17 protein-coding genes are annotated in these 26,474 nt (G+C 72.4%); 8 read left to right on the forward strand and 9 right to left on the reverse strand.

The genetic code is table 11. The annotated features are described in order from the left end of the window. The first annotated feature begins 9 nt into the window (after positions 1 to 9). The 4 genes from ACWD6N_RS11600 (at position 10) to ACWD6N_RS11615 (ending at position 6,853) form a co-directional block, all read left to right on the forward strand. Positions 10 to 1,626 (forward strand): SagB family peptide dehydrogenase, encoded by a 1,617-nt coding sequence (locus ACWD6N_RS11600; RefSeq protein WP_387326465.1) that lies wholly within the window; start codon positions 10 to 12, stop codon positions 1,624 to 1,626. A gap of 79 nt (positions 1,627 to 1,705) precedes the next feature. After that, complete coding sequence (locus ACWD6N_RS11605) at positions 1,706 to 4,516, forward strand: lantibiotic dehydratase (RefSeq protein WP_449936861.1); 2,811 nt, start codon at positions 1,706 to 1,708, stop codon at positions 4,514 to 4,516. Continuing rightward, entirely contained in the window at positions 4,509 to 5,555 is a 1,047-nt protein-coding gene (locus ACWD6N_RS11610; RefSeq protein ID WP_354966806.1) for a lantibiotic dehydratase C-terminal domain-containing protein, read from the forward strand. The genes ACWD6N_RS11605 and ACWD6N_RS11610 overlap by 8 nt, the downstream gene beginning before the upstream one ends. Beyond that, complete coding sequence (locus ACWD6N_RS11615) at positions 5,552 to 6,853, forward strand: metalloprotease (protein WP_387326474.1); 1,302 nt, start codon at positions 5,552 to 5,554, stop codon at positions 6,851 to 6,853. Before ACWD6N_RS11610 ends, ACWD6N_RS11615 begins: the two co-directional genes overlap by 4 nt. On the opposite strand, the gene ACWD6N_RS11620 is transcribed toward ACWD6N_RS11615, so the two are convergent. From ACWD6N_RS11620 to ACWD6N_RS11635, 4 genes are read right to left on the reverse strand one after another with little or no spacing between them, the layout of a single operon-like run. Next, on the reverse strand, positions 6,820 to 7,725 hold the full coding sequence (locus ACWD6N_RS11620) for a siderophore-interacting protein (RefSeq protein WP_387326477.1): 906 nt from the start codon (positions 7,723 to 7,725) through the stop codon (positions 6,820 to 6,822). The two genes, ACWD6N_RS11615 and ACWD6N_RS11620, sit on opposite strands and share 34 nt — an antisense overlap. Positions 7,726 to 7,754: 29 nt before the next feature. Beyond that, positions 7,755 to 9,857, reverse strand: a complete 2,103-nt coding sequence (locus ACWD6N_RS11625) for an iron ABC transporter permease (protein WP_387326715.1) — start codon at positions 9,855 to 9,857, stop codon at positions 7,755 to 7,757. 5 nt (positions 9,858 to 9,862) lie between these two features. Further along, the gene (locus ACWD6N_RS11630; protein WP_387326480.1) at positions 9,863 to 10,846 is read right to left on the reverse strand and encodes an ABC transporter substrate-binding protein; all 984 of its coding nucleotides are present in this window, start codon (positions 10,844 to 10,846) and stop codon (positions 9,863 to 9,865) included. Positions 10,847 to 10,881: 35 nt separating this feature from the next. Then, positions 10,882 to 11,715 carry an ABC transporter ATP-binding protein gene (locus ACWD6N_RS11635; RefSeq protein WP_354966802.1) on the reverse strand — a complete coding sequence of 278 codons (834 nt, stop codon included), beginning with the start codon at positions 11,713 to 11,715 and terminating at the stop codon, positions 10,882 to 10,884. Between the two features lie 229 nt (positions 11,716 to 11,944). Here ACWD6N_RS11635 and ACWD6N_RS11640 point away from each other — a divergent pair, with 229 nt between their 5' ends. Both ACWD6N_RS11640 and ACWD6N_RS11645 read left to right on the forward strand, forming a co-directional pair. Next, entirely contained in the window at positions 11,945 to 13,378 is a 1,434-nt protein-coding gene (locus ACWD6N_RS11640) for an FAD-dependent oxidoreductase (RefSeq protein ID WP_354966801.1), read from the forward strand. Between the two features lie 9 nt (positions 13,379 to 13,387). Beyond that, on the forward strand, positions 13,388 to 16,633 hold the full coding sequence (locus tag ACWD6N_RS11645) for a BTAD domain-containing putative transcriptional regulator (RefSeq protein WP_449936866.1): 3,246 nt from the start codon (positions 13,388 to 13,390) through the stop codon (positions 16,631 to 16,633). Here ACWD6N_RS11645 and ACWD6N_RS11650 read toward each other — a convergent pair whose 3' ends face one another. Together ACWD6N_RS11650 and ACWD6N_RS11655 are read right to left on the reverse strand one after the other, a co-directional pair. Continuing rightward, on the reverse strand, positions 16,634 to 17,461 hold the full coding sequence (locus ACWD6N_RS11650; RefSeq protein ID WP_354966799.1) for an ABC transporter permease: 828 nt from the start codon (positions 17,459 to 17,461) through the stop codon (positions 16,634 to 16,636). Beyond that, entirely contained in the window at positions 17,458 to 18,438 is a 981-nt protein-coding gene (locus ACWD6N_RS11655) for an ATP-binding cassette domain-containing protein (RefSeq protein WP_354966798.1), read from the reverse strand. Before ACWD6N_RS11655 ends, ACWD6N_RS11650 begins: the two co-directional genes overlap by 4 nt. Positions 18,439 to 18,754: 316 nt before the next feature. Here ACWD6N_RS11655 and ACWD6N_RS11660 point away from each other — a divergent pair, with 316 nt between their 5' ends. Then, entirely contained in the window at positions 18,755 to 21,079 is a 2,325-nt protein-coding gene (locus ACWD6N_RS11660; RefSeq protein ID WP_449936875.1) for an acylase, read from the forward strand. Here ACWD6N_RS11660 and ACWD6N_RS11665 read toward each other — a convergent pair. From ACWD6N_RS11665 to ACWD6N_RS11675, 3 genes are all read right to left on the reverse strand, one after another. Next, complete coding sequence (locus tag ACWD6N_RS11665; protein ID WP_450004686.1) at positions 20,977 to 22,173, reverse strand: cytochrome P450; 1,197 nt, start codon at positions 22,171 to 22,173, stop codon at positions 20,977 to 20,979. The genes ACWD6N_RS11660 and ACWD6N_RS11665 overlap by 103 nt on opposite strands. 568 nt (positions 22,174 to 22,741) lie before the next feature. After that, the gene (locus tag ACWD6N_RS11670) at positions 22,742 to 24,022 is read right to left on the reverse strand and encodes a sulfite oxidase (RefSeq protein WP_354966796.1); all 1,281 of its coding nucleotides are present in this window, start codon (positions 24,020 to 24,022) and stop codon (positions 22,742 to 22,744) included. A 71-nt stretch (positions 24,023 to 24,093) separates the two neighbouring features. After that, complete coding sequence (locus ACWD6N_RS11675) at positions 24,094 to 25,215, reverse strand: DUF4185 domain-containing protein (protein ID WP_387326721.1); 1,122 nt, start codon at positions 25,213 to 25,215, stop codon at positions 24,094 to 24,096. Positions 25,216 to 25,446: 231 nt separating this feature from the next. Between ACWD6N_RS11675 and ACWD6N_RS11680 the strand changes: the two genes are divergently transcribed. Next, positions 25,447 to 26,474 (forward strand): FG-GAP repeat domain-containing protein (locus ACWD6N_RS11680; RefSeq protein ID WP_449936871.1); only part of this gene is annotated, 1,028 nt, incomplete at its 3' end.

The following is a 26,474-nucleotide window of genomic DNA, read 5'->3' on the forward strand; positions in this document are numbered from 1 at the left end:
AGCAGCGACATGCAGCAGGAGGCCCGCGAGGTCGTCCGGGACTACACCGAGGCGGTGTTCCGCCGGGCCCGGACCCCGATGGAACCGCTCAACCACGAGGTGGACTGGGCCGACCAGCCGTCCCGGCACAAGAGCTACCCCGGCGCGTCCCGGCTGCCGCTGCCCGCCGAGCTGCCCGAGCTGCCCACCCTGAGCGACCTGCACACCGGGGAGAACCTGCCGGCGACCACCCGCTGGTCGCTGGCCGGGCTGGCCGCCCTGCTGCGCCTGTCGTACGGGGTGCTGGACCGGCGGATGACGGTCAACTGGAACCAGGACGTCGCCAAGCGGGCGCACCTCGAGCACGCGGTGTGGGGACGCGGCACCGCGTCCGGGGGCGGGATGTACCCGGTGGAGCTGTACCTGGTGGTGGGGGCGGGTGGGCCGCTGCTGCCGGGCGTCTACCACTACCACACCGGAGCGCACGTGCTGGAGCGGCTGCTGCTCGGCGACGTCACCGGCACCGTCCGCGCCGCCCTCGGCGCCGACGGCCCGGGGACCGCCGGCGACAGCTACCTGCTGGCCGGTATCCGGTTCTGGAAGAACTCGTTCAAGTACAACAGCTTCTGCTATCACGTGGTCACCCAGGACCTCGGGGCTCTGCTCGGCTCCTGGGACCTGCTGGCACCGGCGCTGGGCGTACCCCTGCGGCGGTTGCTCTGTTTCGATCCGGCGCCCCTGGACCGGCTGCTCGACCTAGACAGCGACGCGGAGAGCATCTTCGCGGTCGTGCCGATGGACTGGACCGGCGCCGACACGCGCCCACCGGTGGTGCCGGCGGACGCCGTCGCGCGGGTGCGCGCCCGGTACCCCGCCTTCGAACGGTCCCGTCGGGTGCGGGACTTCTCCGCGGTCACCGCGGTCCACCGGGCGGCGGCCACGTCGGCCGTTCCCGCCCCCGACACCGTCGGTTCCGCCGCTCCCCGGGACCTGCCGGGCGAGCCGGTCGCGCTGCCCGAGCCGGAGCTGGACCGGCTCAACCGTCCACTGTCGGCGGTGTTGGCCAGCCGGTCCAGCAGCTTCGGCCGGTTCCGTCGGCCGCCTGAGCTGACCGCCGCCGACCTCGGCACCACGCTCGCCTTCGCCGCCGCCGCCCGGCGTTACCCGGCGGACATCAAGCGAACCGACGGCGGGCCCGAGCTGACCCGGCTCTGGGTCTTCGCCAACCACGTCGACGGGCTGCCCGGCGGCGGCTACGCCTACTGCGAGCGGCGGCACGCCTTGTTGCCGGCCGGCCCCGAACCCGAGGACGGGATGTCCGCCTTCCTGCAGCAGCAGTACTTCCTCACCAACTACACGATGGGTCAGGTCGGCGCGGTGCTGGCCATCTCCGGCCGGCCGGACGCGGTCCTCGACGTGTTCGGCCCCCGTGGCTACCGGATGCTGAACGCCGAGGTCGGCACCGTCGCCCAGCGGGCGTACTGCGCGGCCACCGCGCAACGCCTGGGCTGCGGCGCGGTGCTCGGCTTCGACAACGTCGCCATGAACACCGCCCTCGGGCTGGACGGCACCGACGAACGCACCGTGCTCTTCCTGCTCCTCGGGCGGCATCCCGAGGCCACCGCCGACCTGGCGTACCGACTGTGACGACCCCGTCCCGCGCCGCTCCGCCGACGCCAGCGGCGGACGCCCGATCCGTGACCATCCGTCGACGAAGGAGAAACCCGTGACGGTGTCCCTGCCCGCACCCCCGGTGACCCCGGTCTCCTGGCGGATGCCCGGGGTGTTCATGCTGCGCACCGCCGGACTGCCCATCGAGGTCGCCGACCAGCTCGCCTTCGACCGGACCGCCGACTGGTCCCGCCGCGTGCTCGACCTGGAGGACCGGCTCCGGGTGACCGGCCGGGACCTGGCCGACGCGCTCCAGGTCGCGGTGGGCCGGAACCTGACCGATGACGGGCTGCGGCAGCGGCTGATCCGGCTGCGCCGGGACGTGTTCAACCTCCGCCCGCCCCGACCGGCCGACCCGTCGGCCTGGCCGGTCGCCGCGTTGGGGCCGGACACCCACCGGGACCTGGCCCACTGGCTGGAGACCTTCGCCGCGTACCGCCGGGAGTTGGCCGCCGGCCCGGCGGTGCTGGACGACGAGTTGGGGCGGCGGCGGACCGTGCTGCGTGCCCTCGCCGACGACCCGAACCTGCGCGGTGGCATCCTGCTCGCCTCCCCGTCGCTGGACCGGTACCTCACCGGCTACCTCACCGGGACCGGCCCGCTCGGCAAACGGGCCCGCCGGGTGGAGCGGTCGCTGCTGGAGTACGCCTACCGCGCTGCCGCGAAGACCAGCCCGTTCAGCACCCTGACCACCGTGAACGTCGGCACCCTCGAAACCGGCGCCGGCCGGCTCCTCGACGTCGCGCCGAGCACCGACGCGCCGAGCACCGACGCGCCGAGCACCGACGAGGCGGTCACGGCGACGCGGGGCAGCGCCCGGCTCAACCTGGCGGCGCTGGGTCGCCTGTCGAGCATCGTGCTCGCCGACGAGACGCTCCGCGCCGACCTTCCGGTGACCGTGACCAGCGGTTGGCGCATCGCCCACGGCCGGCTGCGCTACCTGCGCCGCCGCCGGACCAGCTCGGAGGACGGCGACGCCGCGATCACCCTGGAGTCGATCCACGAGTCGCTCTTCGTGCTCCCCACCGGCCGGGTGCTGCACGACATCCTGGACGCGCTCGACGGCGGACTGGTACGACGGATGGACGACCTGGTCACCGAGCTGACCAGCGACGGACGCCCGGCCGAGGAGATCGCCCAGTACCTGCACCACCTGCTCCGGGTCGGTCTGCTGGTGGTGCCGAACCTGCAACTGGACATCCACGCCGACGACCCGGTCCAGGGGTACGCGGCGGCGCTGCGGCGGATCGGCCGGGACTGGTCCGACCGGCTCGCCGAGCGGGTGGCGACGGCGAACCGTCTGGCCACCGCCTATCCGGTGGCGGACCTGCCCGGGCGTCGCCGGGCGCTCGACGGGATCCGTGACGAGCTGATCGCCGCCCACACCGACCTCGGCCGCCCCGATGTCCCGGCCCCCCGCACCCTGGTCTACGAGGATGCCACGCGGCACACCGGCGCCCCGGTGACCGCCGACCGCGAGCGCTGGGAGCGGGAGGTCCTACCCGGCCTGCGGGCGCTCGCCCGGATCATGCCGGTGTTCGACATCAACCTGCCCCGCCGGCTGGCCACCAAGGGCTTCTTCCGGGCCCGGTACGGCGCCGGCGGTCGCTGCGACGACCTGCTCACCTTCGCCCACGAGTTCCAGCAGGACTTCTTCGAGCACTACAGCGGCCGGATGATGCGCCGCCGGGCGTTCGACGCGGAGAACCGCTACGTGCGGCAGGAGAACTGGTTCCGGCAGGAGGAGATCACCGCGCTGGACGACGCCCGGCTGGAGGTGGCCCGGCGGATGAACGACGCGTACGACCGGCTGCCGGCCGGCGCCGAGGAGTTGGCCCTGGACGACGCGTTCATGACCGACGTCGCCGCCATGGTGCCGCAGACACTCGGCACGCTGGACCCCCGGTCCTTCTTCCTCCAGCTCGCCGACCAGGGTGGACGGCACCGGGTGGTGGTGAACCGGGTCTACTCCGGCATGACGCTGCTCTTCTCCCGCTTCGCGCACCTCTTCGCCGAGCAGGACCTCGCCGGCGCGCTCCGCGCCGAACTCGTCCGGCTCCAGCCGCCCGGCGCGGTGCTCGCCGAGCTCAAGGGCGGGTACGACGCGACCAACCTCAACCTGCACCCCGTGGTCACGCCGTACGAGCTGGTCTGCCCGGGGGAGATCAGCCACCGGCCGGCGGCCGAGCAGATCGACATGGACGACCTCAGCGTGGAGCACGACCCGGTCGCCGACCGGCTGCTGCTGCGTTCGCGGCGGCTCGACGCCGAGGTCATCCCGGTCTACCTCGGGTTCCTGCTGCCGATGGCGCTGCCGGAGGTGCAACAGGTGCTGCTCACCTTCGCCTACCTGGGCATGGCCCAACCCGACCTGTGGGCCGGTACGACCGTGCCGCTGCCCGGCCGGGGCATCGCCGGATACCCCCGCATCGTGCACGGCGACCTGGTGCTGCAACGGCGGATGTGGAAGCTGCACCCGGATCACCTGCCGCCGCGTACGGCCGGGCAGAGCGACGCGGAGTGGTTCCTCGGGTGGCAGCGGTGGCGGCGCGACAACGGCCTGCCGCGCCGCGTGTTCGCCACCCCGGAGGGCACCCGGCTCGCCCCGGCGGCCGGGGACGACGCCGCCGGGCCGGCCGCGCAGGGTGGGGCCCGGCCGGACCACAAGCCGCTCTACGTGGACTTCGACAGCCACTTCTCCCTGCACCTGCTGGACGCGACGGCCCGTGCCGCCGGCAGCCGGCTGGTGCTGACCGAGATGCTGCCGGGCCGCGACGAGCAGGTGCTGCGCGACGGCACCGGCACGTACGTCACCGAACTGACCGTCGAACTCAACGGTGTCCGAGTTGGAGCAGACCATGACTGACCACCCCGCGCCGACCGCCCACGGCTGGCTCAGCGTGCACGTCTTCTACGCCAGCAACGCCAACCCCATGCTGGTCGAGGGGGTTCGTCCGCTGGTGGACGAGCTGCGCGCCGAGGGCCTGATCAGCCGGTACTTCTTCATCAAGTACTGGATGGAGGGCCCGCACGTACGGTTGCGGGTGCTGCCCGCCCCCGGCGTCGACCCGGCGGTGGTCCGCGCCCGGGTGGACGCGGCCATCGGCGCGTTCCTGCGCCGCCGGCCCGCGCTCTACGAGGTGGACAGCGCGGGGCTGGGTGACCTGTACAAGCAGATGTTCCTCGCCGAGTACGGCGCACAGCGGTGGGACGAGGAGTACGGCCCGGACGGCGTCATGCCGATGCGGGCGAACAACAGCTACCACCACATCCCGTACGAACGGGAGTACGGCCGGTACGGCGGTCCCGCCGGCGTCGAGCTGGCCGAGTGGCACTTCGAGCAGTCCAGTGACGTGGTGCTCGACCTGCTGGCCACCACGAACGTGCACGTCCGTCCGGTGCTGCTGGGGCTCTCCGCCCAGCTCGCCATGATGATGTGCGCCGTCTTCCTCGACGACGACCGGCGGATTGCCGGCTTCCTCGACGAGTACCGGCGGTTCTGGGAGGTCTCCTACTCGGAGCCGAGCGACGACTACCACGCGAGCTTCGACACCAGCTACCGGCGGATGGACGCCGCGCTGCGGGGTCGGCTCGCCGACATCCGCGTGGCGGCCCGGGAGCAGTCGACCGCGCGTGTGGGTGGGGTCGAGGGCCGCTGGCTGGCGCACTGTCGCGCGCTGCGCGAGCGGGTCGTGGCGTTGGCCCGAGACGGCGAGCTGGTCTTCCAGCGCGGCGGTGGTGAGCCCACCCCGCTCACGGATCTCGACGCCGCGCTGCCCATCCTGCTCAGCTCGTACGTGCACATGACCAACAACCGGCTCGGAGTGAGCATCCTGGACGAGATCTACCTGTCGTACCTGATGCGTGCCGCGCTGCTCGACGACGCACCGGCCGGCGCGCGATGACGACGGTCGACGCCACCTGGGCCCGCCCCCGTCTGCGCGCCACGGTCGTGCTCGGCCCCGGCCAGTGGCGGGGCGAGAAGCTCGTGCACCACGTCAAGGACGGCGAGACCGGCTGGTACTACCGGGTCGGGCCGCGGGAGCACTTCCTGCTCTCCCGGATGGACGGCACCCGCACGCTCGACGATCTCGCCGCCGAGTACGCCGCGACGTACCGTCGCCGGCTCGGGCCGGAGAACTGGCAGCAGCTCTTCGGCATGCTGCACCGCCGTCAGTTGCTCGCCGACGCCACCGACCCGGAGACGATCGCCCGCCTGACCGCCTCGGCTGCCGAGGGCGCCGCGAAGGCCCGGCGCGGGCCGTTGTCGGCCCGGTGGCCGCTCTTCGACCCGGACCGGCTCTTCACCCGGCTGCTTCCTCGGCTGGGCGCGCTGTTCAGCTGGGGGTTCGTGCTGCCCGCCCTGCTGGCCGTGATAGCCGTGACCAGCTATGTCGCGGTGCACCTGCGGGACCTGATGGACGGGGTGGGTGGCGGACACCGCCCGCTCGCCGCGATCGTGGCGGCGGTGGTGATCACCTGGGTGATCGTCTTCCTGCATGAGTGCGCGCACGGGCTGACCTGCCGGCACTTCGGCGGGCGGGTCACCGAGATCGGGGTGATGTGGCGGTTCCCGCTGCTGGCGCCGTACTGCAAGGTCGACGACATCGTGCTCTTCACCCCCCGGCGGCGGGTGGCCACCGCGTTCGCCGGCGTGTTCGTCAGCATGCTGGCCCTGGTGCCGTTCGCCGCGATCCGGGCCTGGGTGGGGCCCGGCGCGCTGCGCGACCTGGCCGGCACCATGCTGCTCTTCGGCGCCGCGACCGCCGCGCTCAACCTGGTGCCGTTCCTGCGCCTGGATGGTTACCACATGCTCAGCCACGCCCTCAACCTGGCCGACCTGCGGGCCGACACCTACCGGTTCTGGGGTCGGTTGCTGCGCGGCGGCCCTGCCACGGTCGCCGGTTACCGCTGCCGGGAACGGTTGATCTACACCGGATACGGCCTGGCATCGGCGGCTTTCGCGGTGACCGTGCTGACGCTGCTGGTGCGGTTCTGGTATGTCTCGCTGGCCGGCTGGCTCGGGCCTGGCCGGGCGGTCGCCGTGCTGCTCGCCGAGGCCCTGTTGCTGCTGGTGTTCGCCGGTTACCTGGCCCGCCGTCGACGCGCCGCGGGCGGCGACGCTTCGACGGCGGGCGGGGGCGCTTCGGCGGCGGGCACGGCGACGACTCAGACCGGGTCGGCGCGGCCGAGCCGCCAGTAGCCCATGAAGGCCACGGCCCGTCGGTCGAGACCCCGCTCCGCGACCAGGTGCCGGCGCAGGGTCCGGATGACACCGGCTTCCCCGGCCAGCCACGCGTACAGCGGAACCGGTGGCACCTCGTCCGGGACCTCCCACAGGATCTCGGTGTCGACGTCCACGTCCGCGACGGGCTGGGCGGCCCCCGTCGCGTCGCCGGCCAGCAGTTCCCCCGCCGCGGCGGCGACGGCCGGCACCAGCCTGCTGCCGTGCCCGTCCGCGCCTCGGACCAGCCAGCGGACCTCGACTCGCGGCGGAGCCACCAGCGGCAGCACGTCGTCGATGTCGGGCACCTCCAGCACGACCGTGCCACGCGCATCGCGTGGAAGCCGTTCGCAGATGCCGCTGATGGCCGGTACGGCGGTCTCGTCGCCGGCCAGCAGCAGGCTTCCCGCCGCTGACGGCTGGAACTCGATCCCGCCGTGGTCACCGTCGTAGCCGGCGTCCGGCCCGAGGATGGCGATCTCGTCGCCGGCGCGCACCCTCGCGGCCCAGCGGGTCGCCGGGCCGCTGTCGCCGTGCAGCACCAGGTCGACGTCGACCTCGGCCAGGTCCGGCCGGACCGCCCGTACGGTGTAGGTGCGTACGGGATTGCGCAGGTGCTCGGGCAGGGCTCGCCATTTCGCGTACCAGTCCGGTCCCTCCGGTAGACGCACCTCGCGCTGGCCGGGCAGCGGCAGCGCCAGCTTGATCCGCTGGTCGTAACCGTTGTCGGCGAAGCGGTCGAGGTCCGACCCGGTGAAGGTCACCCGGACGAACGACGGGCTCAGCCGGCGTACCGCGCGGACCTCGACGGTGAACAGGCGCCACGGGGTGATGGGCATGGTCTCGGTCATGGTGCCTCTCTGGGGCTCGGGCCGGCGTGTTATCGGGGGTGGTTCGCCACGGCGCGGGAGCGCCACAGCAGCCAGACGAAGTACGGGGTGCCGATCATGGCGGTGACCAGGCCGGCGGGGATCTGGGCCGGAGCGATGAACGTCCGGCCGAGGGTGTCGGCGATGCTGACCAGCGCCGCGCCGAGCAGGGCGGCCACCGGAAGCACCCGGGAGTGGCGGCCGCCGACGAGCGCCCGGGCGGCGTGCGGGGCGACCAGGCCGACGAAGCCGATGACCCCGACGGCGGAGACCGCGGTGGAGGTGAGCAGCGCCGCCGCGCCGAGCGCGACCAGCCGGGTGCGCTCCAGCCGGACGCCCAGCACCCGGGGGGTGTCGTCGTCCAGCGTCATCAGGTCGAGTTCGCGCCGGGCGGCGACCACCGCCGGCGTGAGCACCAGCAGGGCGATCAGCACCGGAAGCACCTGTGTGGACGTGCGGCCGTAGGTGGAACCGGACAGCCAGGTCAGCGCCTTCCCGGTGTTCCACGGGTCGAAGGCGACGATCAGGTACGTGATCACCGCGGTGCCGCCCTGCCAGGCGCCGAAGCCGATCAGCACGAGCCGGTCGGAGCTGAGCCCGCCGCCCCGCCAGGCGAGGCCGTAGACCAGGGCGAACGCCAGCATCGCGCCGAGCCCGGCGACGCCGGAGACAGCCCACACGCCGGCCAGCGGCACGAACGTGAGCAGCGCGACCGCGCCGAGTCCGGCGCCGGCGGTGATGCCGAGGATGCCGGGTTCGGCGAGCGGATTGCGACAGACCGCCTGCACGGTGGTGCCGGCGACCGCGAGCGCCGCGCCGGCCAGGACCGCCGCCGCGACGCGCGGCCACCGCTGGTCCAGCACGAAGGTGTACGCGGGCCCGGTGGTGCCGTTGACCCAGTTGACGAAGTCACCGAGGAGCACCCAGGTGTCGCCGGCGAGCATGCCGACCGTCACGGCGGCGACGGTGACCACGGCGGTGACGGCGACGACGGTGCGGTGGGATGCCGGGGACCGGACGGCCGCGTGCCCGCCGGGCGGGCGGCGGGTGGGGCCGGCGTCGCGGTGCCGGCGGGCCAACCAGATGAGGATCGCCGCGCCGAAGAGGGTGGTGACCACGCCGGTGGGAACCTCCACCCCGGCCTGCCCGCCCATGATGGCGCGCAGCAGCACGTCCGAGCCGAGCACGATGACCACCCCGGCGATGCCGGACAGCGGCAGCAGGACGCGGTGCCGGTGCACCCCGGGCACCACGGGGGCGAGCAGCCGGACGATCACCGGGGCGCACAGGCCGACGAAGCCGACCGGGCCGGTGAGGGTCACCGCCGCGGCGGACAGCAGCACCGCCAGCACGGTGACGGTGAGTCGGGTACGCCGGACATCGAGGCCGAGCACAGTGGCGGTGTCGTCGCCGAGGGCGAGGATGTCCAGGCGGTGGCCGAGCAGCACCAGCACGATGATCGCGCCGACGATCACCGGGGCGAGCTGGGTCAGCGCGACCAGGTCGCTCTGCACCAGAGAACCGTTGCCCCAGGCGAACATACCGATGGTGGCCTGCTCGAACAGGAGCAGCAGCAGGGTGGTCACCGAGCTGAGCGCCACCGCGGTCGCCGAGCCCGCGAGGATGAGTCGGGTGGTGCCCGCCTGTCCACCGGCGGACATGGCCATCACCAGGCCGGCGGCGGCCAGTCCTCCACAGAAGGCCAGTGCGCCGGCCGGCAGTGCGGGCAGCGAGACGCCGAACGCGGCGACCGAGACGATCGCCAGGTGGGCGCCCGCGTTGACGGCGAGTGTGTCGGGGGAGGCGAGTGGGTTGCGGGCGATCGACTGCAGCGCGGCACCGGCGACACCGAGCGCGACGCCGATGGCCAGCCCGGCGAGCAGTCGGGGCAGCCGGGAGGCGACCAGGACGCGGGCCGCCTCGTCGTCCGCGCCGGCGGCGAGCCGCAGCAGGTCCAGGGCGCCGACGGTGGAGGTGCCCTGGGTGAGGTGCACCGCGCCGACCACGAGCAGCAGCAGGGTCGCGGCGAGGAAGACGGCGACGACGCGGGGCACGGCCAGCCGCCCGCCCGGAGCTGGCCGGGTGGCCGGCTCCGGGCGCGGGGGTGCGATCAGCACGGTCACACCGTGTAGGTCTTGACGAGCTGGTCGATGTACTGCTTGCCGGACAGCGGACCGCCGAAGGTCCAGACGCCGTCGGGCATCTTGTGCAGGTTGCCCCGCTGCACGAAGGGCAGCGACTTCCAGATGGCGTTGCCGGCGAGACCGTCGGCGAACACGTCGTCGCCGTCGGAGGCGTTGTAGAAGAGGTGCAGGTTCGGGTCCTTGAGGACGGTCATCCCTTCGACGTCGGTCTGGCCGAGGCCCCACACCTCGTCGGTCTTGCCGGTCCAGGCGTTGGTGAGGCCGAGCTGGATACCGATCTGGGAGACGAGCGCGCCCTGGCCGAACATCCGGATGCTCACGGTGCTGCCCTCCTTCCAGCCGTCGGCGATGGCGAACGGGCGGCCGGCGGCACCAGCGTCGGCGATCTTCTTCTTGCCGTCGGCGATGGCCGCGTCGAAGTCGGCGAGCAGCTTCTGCGCCTCGGTGGTCCTGCCGACCGCCTTGGCGATCATGGTGAGCTCCGTGCGCATCCGGCCGAGGTTGTCCTTGGCGTCGCTGCCCTTGGCGACCACGACGGGGACGTACTTCTCAAGCTGGCTGACCAGGGTGCCGCCCCGGTCGTCCTCCATCACCACCAGGTCGGGCTGGAGGGCGACGATCGAGTCGACGCTCGGCTCGCCGCGCGTGCCGACGTCCTTGACACCCGGGTCGAGCTTGGCGGCGCTGACCCAGGTGCCGTAGCCCTTGGGGTCGGCGACGCCGACGGGCTGGACGCCCAGGCTGACCAGCATCTCGACCTCACCCCACTCCAGGCCGACGACCTTGGTCGCCGGGGCCTTGAGGGTGACGTCCTTGCCGCGGCTGTCCGTGACGGTGACCGGCCCGCCGGCCGCCGAGGCCGCGGCCTCGGGAGTGGCGGTGTTCTCGGTGGTGCCGCAGGCGCTGAGCGACAGTGCGGCCACCACGGCGATGAGGGCGGTGAAACGGGTACGGGTCATGACGATCTTTCTCTGGTACGGAGCGGGGTGGTCGTTCAGACCGGGGTGCGGGTCAGGTGCCGTCCCACGGGGCGGGTGGTGACCAGCCCGCTAAGCGGGTCGGTGCTCACCTCGATCCGGATCCCGTAGGTCTCGGTCAGGGCGTTCTCGGTGAACACCGCGGCCGGGGTGCCGGTGGCGCGGACCCGGCCGTTGTGCAGCAGGACCACCTCGTCGGCCACGGCGGCTGCCTGGTTGAGGTCGTGCAGCACGACGCCGACGGCGACGCCGTGGTCGTCGGCGAGGTCACGGACCAGGTCGAGGATCTCCACCTGGTAGCGCAGGTCGAGGAAGGTTGTGGGCTCGTCGAGGAGCAGGACCGGGGTGTCCTGGGCCAGACAGGTGGCCAACCACACCCGCTGCAACTCGCCGCCGGAAAGTTCGTCGACCGGACGGTCCGCCATCGCGGTGACGCCGGTGACGTCCATGGCCCGGGCGATGGCGACGGGACCGTTCGGATCCTCTGCCCGCCAGCGTCCCCGGTAGGGGTGACGCCCGTACCCCACCACGTCCCGGACGGTGACCCCGCTGGGTACCGGCCGGCTCTGGGCGAGCAGGGTGACCCGACGGGCGAACTCCCTGGCCGGCAGGCTTGCCGCCGCGCCGCCGTCGGCGAGGTGAACCATGCCGGCCTCGATCGGGTGCAGCCGGGCCAGGGCGCGCAGCAGGGTGGACTTGCCGCTGCCGTTGGGCCCGACGAGCGCGGTCACCGCACCCCGGCGGAGGCCGATCGCCGCGCCGTGCACCACGGTCACGCCGTGGTAACCCAGGCGGAGGCCGACGCCCGACAGGCGGTGTTCCCCGGTGGCCGACGCCAACTCCTTCTGCATGAGGTTAGGCTAACCTAACCATCGGATGATCTGTCAAGACGAGTCCCGACCTGCGTTTTCCCGCCGCGCCCCGCGCATCGACGTCGTTGAGCGCGGTCCGTGTCCGGTGGCGGACGGCAGCTCGGTGAATACCAACGAGAAAATGCGGATCCGCTGCCACTGACTGCGGCGGGTCTGGTGGTTACGGTCGTGGATGCCGAGGTTTCCCGACCACCCGAGGAGCGACCGTATGCCCCCCTCGCCGTCCCGGCTCTTCTCGGAGATAGCGACAGCGGAACGCCCGACCGAGACCAGGGTGATCATGCGGCGGGCGGTGGTGCTCGGTGGCAGCATCGCCGGGCTCATGGCGGCTCGGGTGTTGAGTGACCATGCCGACGAAGTGCTCGTCATCGAGCGCGATTCGTCCGATGTGGATGACCGGCCGCGCCCCGGTGTGCCGCAGGGCAGCCAGGTGCACGCGCTGCTGCCCTCCGGTCAGATCCAGTTGGAACGCTGGTTTCCCGGCATCGTCGACGAGGCGCTCGCGCTCGGCGCCCCACCGCCGCCGACCGACCAGGGCGCGGCGAAGATCTTCGTGAACGGCGTGCTGGGGCTGCCGCCGGCGCCATCCGGCACCGGCCCGATGCTGATCACCACACGTCCGTTCCTGGAGGCGCTGGTCCGGCGGCGGACCCTCGCGGTCGACAACATCCGGATGGTGTACGGCCGGGCGGACGGCCTGGTCTTCGCCGACCGGCGCGTCACCGGCGCACGGTACGTGCCGGACGGCGGGACCGAGCCGATCGTCGAACCGGCTGACCTCGTGGTCGACGCGATGGGCCGATCCAGCCGGCTCAGCGACTGGCTGGCCGACAACGGGTGGCCACGCCCGCCGATGCGGCGGATGCCGATCAAACTGAACTACGCGACCGCGCTCTACAAGCAGGACCCGACGGTCAGCGACACCTGGGTGGTGGTCTACCACACCATGGCCGGCAAGGGCCGTTCCGCCCGGATCGGTGGGATCAACTCGGTCGAGGGTGGCCGTTGGATCATGCTGGTCGCCGGCTACGACGAGGACCGGCCCAGCCGCGACGTCGCCGACTTCACCGCCCGCTGCCGCCAGCACTATCCGCACATGTTCGGCGACATCGCCGAACGTGGCGAGATGCTCGGCGGGGTGGTCACGTACCACCAGGCGGACAGCCGACGCCGGGACTTCCACAAGCTCGACCGGATGCCCGCCGGACTGGTCGCGGCCGGAGACGCGATCGCGTCCTTCAACCCGGTGTACGGCCAGGGCATGACCTCCGCGATGCTGCACGCGTCCTGCCTGTCGGCGTACCTGCGCTCCGGCCCGAAACTGCACGAGGAGGCGGCGCGGACGTACTTCGACCAGGTGCGGGTGATCGTCGACGCCGCCTGGCAGATCTCCACCTCGGCCGACATCGAGCTCCCACACGTCGACGGCCCGTACCCACCCGGGTACAAGGTCACCAAATGGTTCGGTGACCTGGTCTTCCGGACGTCGCTGGCCGATCCGGTGCTCAACGCCCGGCTGGGCCGGGTCACCACCATGCTCGATCACCCGGCGACGCTGAGCCGGCCCGGCACCCTGCTCCGGGCGCTCCGGCTCGGCCTGTTCCGCGGCCGGCCCGCCGCCACCTCGGCGCACACCCCCTAGCCCTGCCGCATGGCGGCCGATGACCACCAGCGGGTTGCCGGCGGCTCGATGGACGAGGTGGGGGATGCTGGGTCCGTGCAGATCACCATCCTCGGGCCACTCGCCGTCGACGGCCGGCCGGTCCGGGGGGAGCGGCTCGCCGCGGTGGTCCGCGCGCTCGTCGACGCGCGGGGGCGGGCGGTCTCCACCACCCTGCTCGTGGACGCCGTGTGGGACGGCACGCCGCCCGACGACGCGACCGGCGCCGTCCAGGCGCTCGTCTCCCGGGTACGCCGTCTCGGGCTGCCCGTGGTCGCGGTTCCGGGGGGATACCGCCTGCCCGCCGAGGAGATCTCCGTCGACGCGGTCGAGGCACGGACGCTCGTCGAGCGGGGGCGTGCCGTGCTCCGTACCGGTGACGCCTCGGGCGCCCGCCACTCGGCCGACCAGGCCCGCGCACTGTTCCCCGAGGTCCCGGAACTCGTCACCGCCGAGGAAGCGCGCCTGTTCGCGGACGTCGCCGCGCTGCGCGCACAGGCCGCCCTCGCCGGTGCGGGGCCGTTCGACGAGGCCGACCTGCGCCGGCTCGTCGCGCGTACGCCGCCGGACGAGCCGTCGGCGGCCCTGCTCGTCCGGGTGCTCGCCGCCCAGGGCCGGGACGCGGACGCGCTGGAGGTGGTCGAGCGACTCCGTGCCGAACTGGCGGACCGCTACGGCACCGACCCGTCGCCCGTGATCACACAGGTCCACCTGGCGCTGCTGCGCGGCGAACTCACCAGCCCGGCCGTCGTGGCGCCACCCCGGCCTCCGGCGCGGATCGCCCTGCCCGCCGCGTGGCGGCGGCCGGTGACCGCCCTCGTCGGCCGGGAGCGGGACGTCGAGACCGTCGGCGGAGCGCTGACGGAGGCGCCGCTGGTGACGATCGTGGCGACCGGCGGCGCGGGTAAGACCCGGCTCGCGGCCGAGGTGGCGCGGCGCGCGGCGGCGGCCGGGCAGACGGTACGGGTGATCGAACTCGCCGGCCTGCGCTCGCCCGACGCTGTGCTGCCCACGGTGCTCGCGGCACTCGGCGGAGCGGACACCTCGGCGACCGGCGGCAACCTGGGCCTCGAACGGCGGGTGCTCAGCCCCGAGGAACGGTTGCGCGCCGTGGCGCCGGACCTCGACGGGCTGATCGTGCTCGACAACTGCGAGCATGTTCTCGACGCGGCGGCCACCGTCGTCGCGGACCTGATCGCGGTGGTCCCGCCCGAGGTCGCCGTCCTCGCGACGAGCCGGGCCCCGCTCGGCCTCGCCGGCGAGCTGGTCCACCGCCTGACCGTGTTGTCCGACGACGACGCACTCGGGCTGGTGGAGGCCCGGGCGAGGGCCGGAGGGGCGGTGCCCACCTGGGACACCGAACGGGCGCTCGCGCTGTGCCACCGGCTCGACAACCTGCCGCTGGCTCTCGAACTGGCCGCCGCGCGACTGCGGCACATGCCGATCGACGACGTGCTCGCCGGGCTGACCGACCGGTTCGCGCTGCTCGACGACGCGTTGCGGGGCCTGCCGGAACGGCACGCGAGCCTGTGGGCGATGGTCGACTGGAGCCGGGAACTGCTCGCGCCCGACGACCGCGAACTGCTCCAACGGCTCGCGGTCATTCCCGCGGCGTTCACCGCGGACCTCGCCGCCGCGGTCGCGCGGGCCCCGGACGTACGACGGGGCCTGGCGACGCTCGTCGAACAGTCTCTGCTGACCCTGGTCGAGGGGGACGACCCGCCCCGCTACCGGATGCTCGAAACCGTCCGCGAGTACGGTGAGGCCCGGCTCGACGCGGCCGGTGACCGGGATCCGGCCATAGCCGGCCTGGTCGGTTGGGCCCGGGAGCAGGCGGTCGCGGTCGCGGACCGGTTCGTCGGGCCCGGCCAGATCGAGGCGCTCGCCCGCTGCGCCGCCGAGCAGGAGAACCTGATCGCGGGCCTGCGCTGGGCTCTCGGGTCTGGTGACGAGCCGGCCACGGTCGATATCGCCACCGCGCTGTTCCACCTCTGGTCGGTGCGCGGCCTGCACCTCGAGGTCGTCGGCTGGGCGCGGGGTCTGCTGCACGTCGAGGACCCGGACCGGAGGCGGGCATCGGCGATCCTGCGCGGACGGGCCGCCGGCCGGCCGCTGCCCGACGCCGACCGGCTGGCCTGGATGTGCCTGGTGATCGGCGTCAACGCCGGTATCGGCGGCGAGCTCCGGCTCGCCGTACTCGCCAGACGGGCCCTGCGAACGCTCCTCGCCGAGCGGCCCGCGGAGATGTCGCCCCGGCAGATCGTTCTCGCGTCGGCGTTGCCCGCGTTCGACGCCTCCGACACGGACCGGGGCATGAAGGGCGCCGCCGAGATGATCGCGCACCCGGACCCGTACGTGCAGGGCCTCGGCCACTTCGCCCGCGCCGCCATCCAGGAGAACGGCGGCATGGCCGAGCCGTCGGTGGTCGACGCCGAGCAGGCGTACCGCCGCTTCGAGGTGGCCGGTGACCACTGGGGCATGGCGATGGCGGCGGGGGCCATCGGGCAGTTCCTGATTCCACGCGGGGGCGCCGACTCGGCCGAGTGGTTGGCGCGCAGCATCCGGCACATGGAACTGATCGGCGCGGCGCAGGACGCCCGGTCGACCCGGGTACGGCTGGACGCGCAGCTTGCCCTGACCGGCGACGCGGAAGCCGAGCGGCGGCTGGGCGAGGCGGCGACGCCGGGCGAGGCCGAGGACATGGACTCCGCGCTGGCACGCCTCGGGCTGGCCCACCTCGCGTGGCAACGCGAGCGGTACGACGAGGCGCTCGCCCACGCCGACGGGGTGACCCGGAGGCTGGCCGGGTGGGCCGGCGGGCCACCGCAGCCCCGCGTCATCCTCCGGGTCGCGGTGGCGGTCCTCCAGCTGCGGGTGGCCCAGGTGCGACCTGGCTCCGGGGAGGACGCCGACACTACCGCGACCGCGTTGCTGAGGCTCGCCCGGGAGGAGGCGCTGTCGACGAGGGACCTGCCGGTGATCGGGTCGTGGGCGCTGGGTGGTGCCGAACTGGCGGCGTACCGGGGTGACATAGCGACCGTGCGGGACCTGTTCGCGCTCGGGGCGCGCGTCGGAGCCACCTTCGGGTTTCTCGCCCCGCCCGGTGACGCCGAACGGCTCACTGCCGCCCTCGGGGACGAGGAGCAGCGTGAGCCGTTGCTGGCCGTGTGGCGCGAGCGGCCGGCCGCCGCGGTCATCGCCCGGGTCCGTGAGCTGATGGACGACCTGCTCGCCTAGCTAGATCTTCTTGCGGTACGCGCGCAACGCCAGCGGCATGAACACCGCCACGAAGCCGGCACACCAGGCGAGCGTCCACCACACGTGTGAGCCGACCGGTGTGCCGAGGAACAGCCCGCGCACCGCGGCCACCAGGTGGGTCATCGGGTTGACGTCCACGAACGCCTGCATCCAGCCCGGCAGGGTGTCGGCGCTGACGAACACGTTCGACGCGAAACTCAGCGGCATGATCAACGCGAACATCAGGCCCTGCACGGCGCCCGGGGTACGCACCTTCATCGAGACGAACACCGGCAGCCAGCTCAGGCAGAGCGCGAACAGCACCGCGAGCAGGCAACCGGCGACCGCCCGGAGCGGGTCGGAGTCGATCCGGAAGCCGAGCACGTAACCGATCGCGAGGGTCGAGATCGTGACGATCACGTACCGTACGACGTCGCCCAGGACCGCGCCGACCAACGGCGCCGAGCGGGGGATCGGCAGCGACCGGAACCGGTCGAAGATGCCCTTGGCGATGTCGGTGTTCAGGTTGACGCCGATCGCGATGGCGCCGGTGGCGATGGTCTGCGCCAGGATGCCGGGCAACAGGAACTGCAGGTAGTCATGGGTGGACCCGGCGACCGCGCCGCCGAAGATGTACACGAAGATGACCAGGAACAGCACCGGTTGCAGCGTGACGTCGATGAGTGCCTCGGGGGTACGCCAGGTCTTGATGAGGCTGCGTTTGGCGAGCGCCAGGGAGTGCCGGACGAGCCGGAACGGTCGCGGGTTCGGAACGGCCGTCGAGAGCGCCGGGCTCTTCGCGGGTGCTGGGCCGACCAGGGTGCTCATGCGGCGACCTCCTTCAGGCTGGTGGTGTCGTCCTCGGATGCGGTACGCCCGGTGAGGGTGAAGAACACCTCGTCGAGGCTCGGCAGGTGCAGGGAGAGTTCGGTGACCGCGATGCCGGCGGCGGCGAACCGCGCGACGCTCTCGATCAGGGCCTCGTCGTCGGTGACCGGCACCGCGAGCACGCCCTTGCGGATCTCGTCGGCCTGCGCGCCGGAGCCGACCTCGGACAGGATCGCCGCGACCCGCCGCAGGTGCGCGGGGTCGGACGGCCGGACCTCGAGGGTCTGGCCGCCGACCACCCGCTTGAGCCCCTCGGGTGTGTCGTACGCGATGACCCGGCCGTGGTCGATCACCGTGATCGCGTCCGCCAGCGCGTCGGCCTCCTCCAGGTACTGCGTGGTGAGTAGCACGGTCGAGCCGTTCGTGACCAACGATCGGACCACGTCCCACATGTCCTCGCGCTTGGCCGGGTCGAGCCCTGTGGTCGGCTCGTCCAGGAAGATCACATCCGGCGAGCCGACGAGGCTCGCGGCCAGGTCCAGGCGCCGCCGCATACCGCCGGAGTAGGTCTTGGCCTGCCGGTCTGCGGCGGCGGTCAGATCGAACCATTCGAGCAGTTCGGCGGCCCGCCGTCGGGAGCCGTTGCGCCCCAGCTCCATCAGCGTGCCGAACAGCTCCAGGTTCTGCCGTCCGGTCAGGTCCTCGTCGACCGAGGCGTACTGGCCGGTGAGGCCGATCGTCTGCCGGACCCGCTCGGCGTCGCGTACGACGTCGAAGCCGCTGATCCGGGCGCTGCCGCCGTCCGGGGCCAGGAGCGTGGAGAGGATGCGTACGGCGGTGGTCTTGCCGGCGCCGTTGGGGCCGAGCACCCCGAGCACCGTCCCCCGGGGCACGGCGAGGTCCACGCCCTGAAGCGCTCTCGTCCGCCCGAAGGTCTTGACGAGGCCCTCGGCCTCGATCACCAGGTCAGTTGTCATGTCGTAGAGCCTGCGCGGGTCGCCTGACACCGTCCTGACACGCCGCCGACACGGGTGCCGACACGCCACCGACCCCGAGGCCCGACGCGTCGCCGAGGCGGTGGCGGCCTCGCCGCCGCGCGCCGGCGGGCTGCCACTGAACGCACCACGGCGCGCGGTCGGCGCGCCGGGGTGTACGGAACGGCACGGCAGCGACGAGAATGCCGACCAACGTGAATGTCTCTCCGGCAACGACGTCTGGGGGACGCGACGGGGGGAGGACGCGGTGACAGCAGCACAACGCCTCGGCGCGGCGGGGGTGGTCCTGGGCCTGGTCATGGCCGGGTTGACGACACCCCCGGCCGGCGCGCACCAGCGCGATCGCGGCTACTCGGCCGAGATCCGCCGCGCGTCCTACGGCGTCCCGCACATCACCGCCACCAGCTACGCCAACCTCGGCTTCGGGGTGGGGTACGTGCAGGCGGAGGACAACCTCTGCGTGATCGCCGAGAAGGTGGTGACGGTCAACGGCGAGCGCTCCCGCTACTTCGGCGCGACCGGCCCGACCGACGCGAACGTGCGCAGCGACCTGTTCTTCCGCAAGGCCATCGACGACCGGACGGTGCAGCGGCTGCTCGACGGCCGCCGCGACGGCGTGCACTCGCCGTCCAACGACGTCCGCGACCAGATCCGCGGCTTCGTCGCCGGCTACAACTCCTACCTGCGCCGCACCGGTGCGGCGAAGCTCACCGACCCGGCGTGCCGGGCCAAGCCGTGGGTGCGCCCGCTCACCGAGCTGGACATCTGGCGTACCACCTGGGCCAGCATGGTCCGGGCCGGCTCCCGGGCGGTGCTCGATGGGATCGTCGCCGCCGCACCGCCCACCGCCACCGGCCCGGCCGCCGCCCAGGACGCGCCCGGCGCGGCCGCGGTGCTCGCCGCGAAAGACGGCGCGCCCGCCGGGGTGGGCAGCAACGCCTACGGGCTCGGCGAGGCGGCGACCGCCAACCGGGGCGGCATGGTGCTGGCCAACCCGCACTTTCCATGGGACGGCGCGGAACGCTTCTACCGGATGCACCTCAAGGTGCCGGGTCGGTACGACGTCGAGGGCGCCGCGCTGATCGGCGACCCGATCGTCGAGATCGGGCACAATCGCACCATGGCGTGGAGCCACACCGTCTCCACCGCCCGGCGGTTCGTGTGGCACCGCCTCGCGCTGGTTCCTGGCGACCCCACGTCGTACTACGTGGACGGCAAGCCGCGACAGATGACCACCCGCACGGTCACCGTCCAGGTGCCCGGCCCGAGCGGTGGCACGGTACCGGTCAGCCGGACCTTCCACGACACCCACTTCGGGCCGGTCGTGGTGGTGCCCGGCACCTTCGACTGGACCGCCGGCACCGCGTACGCCATCACCGACATCAACGCCACCAACAACCGGGCCTTCGACGGCTGGTTGCAGATGGGCCGCGCCGAGACGGTCCGCGACCTGAAGCGGGTGCTCGACCGCTACCAGTTCCTGCCCTGGGTCAACGTGATCGCCGCCGACGCCCGCGGTGAGGCGCTCTACGCCGACCACTCGGTGGTGCCCCGGGTGACCGACGCCCTCGCCGCCGCCTGCATCCCGGCGCCGTTCCAGCCGCTCTACGCCAGCAGCGGCCAGGCCGTCCTGGACGGCTCCCGGTCGGCCTGCGCGCTCGGCGCCGACCCGGACGCCGCCGTGCCCGGCATCCTCGGCCCGGCGAACCTGCCGGTCCGCTTCCGCACCGACTACGTCACCAACTCCAACGACAGCTACTGGTTGGCCAACCCGCAGGCCCCGCTGGAGGGCTACGCGCGGATCATCGGCGACGAACGCACCCCGCGCAGCCTGCGGACCCGTCTCGGCCTCGACCAGGTGCAGCAGCGCCTCGCCGGCACCGACGGTCTGCCGGGGCGCGGGTTCACCGCCGACCGGCTGTGGCGGACGGTCTTCGGCAACCGGGTGTACGGCGGTGAGCTGGTCCGCGACGACCTGGTGGCGCTCTGCACCGCCCAGCCCACCGGCACCGCGTCGAACGGCGCGACCGTCTACCTGCGTGCCGCCTGCACCGCACTGGCCCGCTGGGACCTGCACGCCGACCTGAACAGCCGCGGCGCGCACCTGTTCACCGAGTTCGTCCTGGCCAACGGGCTGCGCTTCGCCGACACCTTCGCCGTCAGCGACCCGGTGCGCACGCCGCGCCGGCTCGACACCACCAACCCGGGCGTCCGCACCGCGCTCGCCGACGCCGTGCAGCGCCTCGCCGGCATCCCGCTCGACGCCCGTCTCGGCGACATCCAGACCGAGCCGCGCGGCGACCGGCGTATCCCGATCCATGGTGGACGCGCCGAGGCCGGCATCTTCAACATGATCATCAACAACCGGGTGCCGGGCGTCGGCTACCCGAAGGTGGTGCACGGCTCGTCGTTCGTGATGGCCGTCGAGTTGGGCCCGCACGGGCCGTCCGGGCGGCAGATCCTGACCTACTCCCAGTCGACCAACCCGAACTCCCCCTGGTACGGCGACCAGACCGCGCTCTACTCCGGCAAGGGCTGGGACACGATCAAGTACACCGAGGCGCAGATCAAGGCCGACCCGAACCTGCGCACGTACCGGGTGAGCGAGGGCCGCCACCACTGAGACGCGGCCCGGCCGGGCTCCCTGGCGGGGAGCCCGGCCGGTTCGGTCGGCGCCTCCGTAGAGCTGTCCGGCTCAGCGGGGGGCGTGCTGTGCGGAGGCGGGTGCGCGAAGACCACGGAGTCCCGGTTGGCGGCTCCGATCAACAGCAGGCAGCGTGCCCCGGCGGGTATGGTGACGTCCCCCAGGGTGACCTGTCGGCGGGTCACCCTGAGCCAGCCGTCGATGGCGGGTGCGAACCGGAGCGTCTCGGCCACGAACGCGGGGACGGACAGCGGGTCGGCGGCGATCGCCCGCCACCGCTGCGGGCTGGACAGCGCCTGGTCGAGGGCGTGGGAGAGCAGCCCGGCGGTGGTCTCGTGGCCGGCGACCAGGAGGTTGAAGGCGAGGCTCGCCACCTCGGTCACGGTCAACACGTCGTCGCGGTAGGACAGGGCCCGGCTGATGAAGTCGTCGCCGAGGTGCCCACCGTTGGCCCGTTGGCGGACCAGTTCCTGGCAGTAGTGCCAGAACTCGAGCAGACCCTGCGCCAGGCGTACCTGTTCCTCCGGATCGGGCCGCCCCCAGATGAGGGCGATCTGGCCGTCCGCCCAACTCCGGATCCGCCTGATGTCGGCGTCGGGCACTCCGAGGATGTCCAGGACGACCAGCAGGGGAAGCGCGGTGGCGAATTCCGGGACGAGATCGACCTGCCGGCCCTGGCGGGCGACCAGCCGGGACACCAGTTGGTCGACCCGGCGACGGACGATCGGGCCGTACTGGGCCTCGACCCGGTCCGGGGTGTTCGCGAAGGTCGCGCGCAGGGCCCGACGGGTGCGGGGGTGTACGGGCGGATCCGCGGCGGCGGTGGTGGGCGGCGCGTCGATCTGCATGATGACGCTCATCGCCTCCGGGCAGACCTCGTAGACCGGAGCGAGGGTGAGGGCGTTGCCGAAGGTCCCGGCATCGGCGAGCGCGCGCCGGACGTGCTCGTGCCTGCTGATCAACCACAGGCCCAGATCCTCGGCGTAGTGCACCCCGGCGGGATCGTCGAGAATGCGTCGCCACACGCTGGCCGGATCGCTGAGATAGGTCCCGGTGAACGGATTCAACCGCATGTAACGCCTCCTGTTGCGCGCGGCGTGAAATCGGCAGCGCCCCCATTCAGCGAACCGCGTCAGTCGGGCCGATAATGGCGCGGATCTGCCTCTTACTCTTCACGGTGCGCTGACGAGCTGCACAAGTCAAGATTGGCAGTCGTCTATTTATTGGACGTCGTAATTGCGTGGTGCAACGGACGGGTCAATGCCGGCCGGATGCAAGTTGCGAGCCGGTCCTTGCCTGCGTCGGCGCAGTTGAGCGGCCCGGATCGGGGTGCCCGGGAGCCGGCGCCGAGCGCCGTGCCGGTCCTGGTTGGCCGCGACGTTGCGGCCAACCGAACGGAGACGGACCCGATCGGACCGACCACGACGGACGGTGGGGATAACAGGTCGCCGCATTTCCCTCATGACCGGGGAAACGACCACCACGACGGCAGGTGACGCCGCATCGGTTGCCCGCCGCGTGGTGGGAGCGAGGGGCCGCGACGCGCGGTTCCGGTGGGCGAGCGACAGCGCCGAAAGCGGACCGGACCCACGTTTCCACAACTGCGAAACGCGGTGTACGGGTACCGCCGTGCCGCCGGGGTCAGTCGACCGTCACCGGGTGCCGGACGATGCCGTCGAACACGTACCCCAGGGCATTGGGACGGGCCTGTTCCGACTGGCCGGCCCCGGTGACGTCCGTGGCCCGCGCGCGCACGGTCCACCGGCCCGGCCCCGGCGGGCGCCAGACGGCCGTCCACCGCTGCCAGGCCCCGCCCTCGTCGTGGCGTTCCAGGGTGGCTGGCTGCCAGTCGTCGCGATCACCCGTGCTGATCTCGACGGACCGGATCGGCCCGTTTCCGGACCAGGATCGTCCCCGCAGCAGCACGTCCACGCCTGCCGGCAGGCGTGCGTCCCAGGGCAGTTCGAAGGCGCTCTTGACTGTCTGGGTCGTCAGAGGGTCGCCGTCGGCGGGATGACCGGGGCCGAACATGCGGTAGAACTGGGTGTTCCACGGTGAGAAGAGGGCTGTGGCGGAGACCTCCACGGGGCCGACCCACTTGATCGAGGCGATACCGATCCAGCCCGGCACCACCAACCGCACCGGGAAGCCGTGGTCGGCCGGCAGTGTCGTCCCGTTCATCTCGTACGCCAGCAACACGTCGTCGAGGGCCTTGCCGACGGGAAGTGGTCGGCGCACCCGGCCGAGGTTCACCCCGCCGGTCACGTAGTCCGGATCCAGGCCCTCGGGCTGCACGTCGACCGCGGCGTCGGTCAGGCCGGCGTGGCGGAGCACGGTCGAGAGTCGTACGCCCCGCCAGCGCGCCACCCCGACCGCGCCGAGACCCCACGCGACCCCCGGCGTCTCGTGGGCCTGCTGGGAGGCGAAGTGGCGGCGGCCGTTGCCCGCGCACTCCAGCAGGGCCGTGGTCTCCTCGGCGGGCATGGTCCGCAGGTCGTCGTAGTCGAACTCGACCGCGTCGTCCCGCGTCGGGCTGCCCCGCAGGCCGGTGCCGAACAGACGCAACCGCCACGTGTCGACATCCACCCGCGGGGTGCTGGTGTGGTTGCGGACGAAGAACCGGTCAATCGGGACCACGTGGCCCTGCCCCGCCATGGCCTCCCACCGCATCTCGGCGTTGCTGTCGTGGTGGGTGAGCAGGCCCGGGGGGAGCGGCTTGACGATCGCCGCACCAGCGGTCGGCTCGGGCGCGACACCGGCGGGGCGAGGTTCGCCCGCGGCGGCGGCGAGCGCGCCCATCGCGGTGCCCAGCTCGATCAGCTGCCGGCGGTCCACGCCTTCGCCTCGGGCGTGCCCGGACAACCACTGCCGTGCGCGGCGGGCGTCGTGCGCGGCCTCGCCCGACGGGAGGGAGGCTGTCACGCATGGCCCCTAATGGCTCGACGGCTGGTAATCCAATTCAAGCAGTAGGAGTACCCGCCGGGTCACCGGGGTCAGGCCGAGCCGACGAACTGGCTGACGTGGTAGGCGGTGCTGCGGCCGTCCGGCGTACGAGTCCATTTCGAGACCATCAGGTGCAGGTCGTTGGCGTCGCGGCTCGACCAGGGATGGATGAACCCACCGTAGAGGGCAGGCTCCTGCCAGCTCGTGACCTGGATCTTCTCCGCCGTCCACACCTGGTCCGGCCCCGGAGCGGTCCGGGTGACCAGACACCCCGTCTGGCAGTTCAGGTACGACATGACCCAGGTGCCGTCGCCCAGGCGGCGTACGGACGGCTCGCCGAAGCGGCCGGTGAGGATGGGTGTGCAGGGCCGTCCCCAGCCCCAGCTCGTGCCGTTCCAACCCCACCCCTCATACGATTCGGGGTAGAAGAGGCGGTCCCACCGGACGCGACGCAGCATCATCGGGCCGTTCTGGCGGCCTGCTCGTACGGAGAAGACGTAGACGTGATCACCGGCGCGCTGCATGGTCCACATCTGGAACGGATCCTTGTTGTCCGAGCTGTTCCACCACTTCAGGGGCGTACGGACGAAGTCGTTGCCGTTGTCGGAGTAGGCCAACCCCGCGTAGCGCGACTTCCAGTGGGGTCCCGCCGGGCCGGCCGAGTTCCAGTTCTCGATGCTCATGTACGAGATGAGCTGCCGGCCGGTCTCGGGGAAGCTGATGCCGTCGTTGGGGATGACGGTCACCTCCGGGAGACCGTCGATGCCGATGCCGTGGTGGCCGTTGTGCATCAGCTCGGGAGCCCGGCCGTTGCCCGCGACCCGTGCCGCGCTGTCGAAGACCACTCCGCCCGGCGCGCCCGGGTGGACGGCGGAGCGCAACATGACCGGTGACCGCCAGTCGTTCGGCAGGGGTGGGCCCTCCGGCCACGGCGTGTCGAAGGTGTCACCGAAGAGGTAGCCGATCGACCCGTTCTCCAGCACGTAGGGGATGCCGAGGTCGGTGCCGGCGACCCGCCACCGGCTGTTGGTGTCGAGGTCCGCGCCGGTCAACCGCTTCTTCCACACGGCGGCCTGGGCCGGCCCGGGCGCCGTCAGGACTGCCCCGGCGCCCCCGAGGGCGCTGGCGGCGCCAACCGCGGCGACACGACCGATGAACGAGCGGCGACGCATACCCATGGCGGGTCCTCTGCTGGTGAGCGGCCGGACATCGATTACCGGCGAGTAAACCTGCAGCCACCATCGATGTCAATACCTGCCCGCTGCCGCCTGCATGGTGAAGGAAATCTTCGGAACGCATTGACAGGAATCATCGCCCTGATGGCACACTCGGCAATCGATATCAGCGCCGGAGACCGGTACGCGAAGCCCCGAGCTGACCCCCCCGACCCTGCGAGGAGCACCGTGCGACGTACTCTCCTGGCCCTGCTGGTCGCCCTCGGCGTGGCCGCGGCGACGGTCACCGCGACGCCGGCCGACGCCGACCCGATCGGCATCCTGGCCTGCCCCTCCATCCCCGCCAACCGCGACCCCGCCGTGACCCTGGTGGTCTACCGGGTCGCGCGGGCCCACAACGCCAACGACAAGGTGACGCTGTCCGCCTTCGAGGCGGGCTGGGTCGAGTCGCACATGAACAACCTGCCGTGTGGCGACAAGTCGTCGCTCGGGGTGTTCCAGCAGCGCTGGGACTACGGCTGGGGCACTCCGGAGCAGATCATGGACCCGGTCTACGCCAGCACCCAGTACGTGACCAGGGCGATCGTCTGCGACCGCAACAACCCCGGCTACAGCGCGGGTCAGGTCGCCCAGTGCGTTCAACGGTCGGGCTTCCCCGACCGGTACGACCAGGTGGCGGCCACCGCTCGAACCCAGCTCAACGAGGCGGCCCGTACCCACGCCATCGCCGGTGGATCCGCCACCGACGTCACCGGCGATGGCCGCGATGATGTCGTCACCTTCACCCAGAACACTCTCGCCGACGTCTACGTGGGCACGTCCACCGGCGGTTCCTTCACCGGCACCTCCGTGAAGTGGAACGACTTCTTCTCCATCGGTGGGGAGACCGCCTCGACCGGCGACGTCAACGGCGACGGCCGGGACGACATCGTCACCTTCGCCCACAGCAACACCGGCGACGTCTACGTCGCGCTGTCCAACGGCACCTCGTTCGGCGGTGGCCTGAAGTGGCACGACTGGTTCGCGCCGGGCGCGGAGATCGGCGCGGTCGGTGACGTCAACGGCGACGGCCGTGCCGACATCGTGGCGTTCACCCACGATCCCGCCGGCGACGTGTACGTCGCCCTCTCCACCGGTGCCTCGTTCGGACCCGGCCTGAAATGGCACGAGTACTTCAGCCCGTTCGGCGAGTTCCCGGCCCTCGGTGACGTCAACGGCGACGGCGCGGACGACATCATCACGTTCACCCAGGGGCC

Source organism: Micromonospora sp. NPDC005163 (genome assembly GCF_053599835.1).

Bases quoted from the DNA above. Each gene is read 5' to 3' on its own strand.
- ACWD6N_RS11600 (WP_387326465.1), top strand. From the start codon at position 10: ATGCAGCAGGAGGCCCGCGAGGTCGTCCGGGACTACACCGAGGCGGTG.
- ACWD6N_RS11610 (WP_354966806.1), top strand. From the start codon at position 4,509: ATGACTGACCACCCCGCGCCGACCGCCCACGGCTGGCTCAGCGTGCAC.
- ACWD6N_RS11615 (WP_387326474.1), top strand. From the start codon at position 5,552: ATGACGACGGTCGACGCCACCTGGGCCCGCCCCCGTCTGCGCGCCACG.
- ACWD6N_RS11620 (WP_387326477.1), bottom strand. From the start codon at position 7,725: ATGACCGAGACCATGCCCATCACCCCGTGGCGCCTGTTCACCGTCGAG.
- ACWD6N_RS11630 (WP_387326480.1), bottom strand. From the start codon at position 10,846: ATGACCCGTACCCGTTTCACCGCCCTCATCGCCGTGGTGGCCGCACTG.
- ACWD6N_RS11635 (WP_354966802.1), bottom strand. From the start codon at position 11,715: ATGCAGAAGGAGTTGGCGTCGGCCACCGGGGAACACCGCCTGTCGGGC.
- ACWD6N_RS11640 (WP_354966801.1), top strand. From the start codon at position 11,945: ATGCCCCCCTCGCCGTCCCGGCTCTTCTCGGAGATAGCGACAGCGGAA.
- ACWD6N_RS11645 (WP_449936866.1), top strand. From the start codon at position 13,388: ATGGCGGCCGATGACCACCAGCGGGTTGCCGGCGGCTCGATGGACGAG.
- ACWD6N_RS11650 (WP_354966799.1), bottom strand. From the start codon at position 17,461: ATGAGCACCCTGGTCGGCCCAGCACCCGCGAAGAGCCCGGCGCTCTCG.
- ACWD6N_RS11655 (WP_354966798.1), bottom strand. From the start codon at position 18,438: ATGACAACTGACCTGGTGATCGAGGCCGAGGGCCTCGTCAAGACCTTC.
- ACWD6N_RS11660 (WP_449936875.1), top strand. From the start codon at position 18,755: ATGGCCGGGTTGACGACACCCCCGGCCGGCGCGCACCAGCGCGATCGC.
- ACWD6N_RS11665 (WP_450004686.1), bottom strand. From the start codon at position 22,173: ATGCGGTTGAATCCGTTCACCGGGACCTATCTCAGCGATCCGGCCAGC.
- ACWD6N_RS11675 (WP_387326721.1), bottom strand. From the start codon at position 25,215: ATGCGTCGCCGCTCGTTCATCGGTCGTGTCGCCGCGGTTGGCGCCGCC.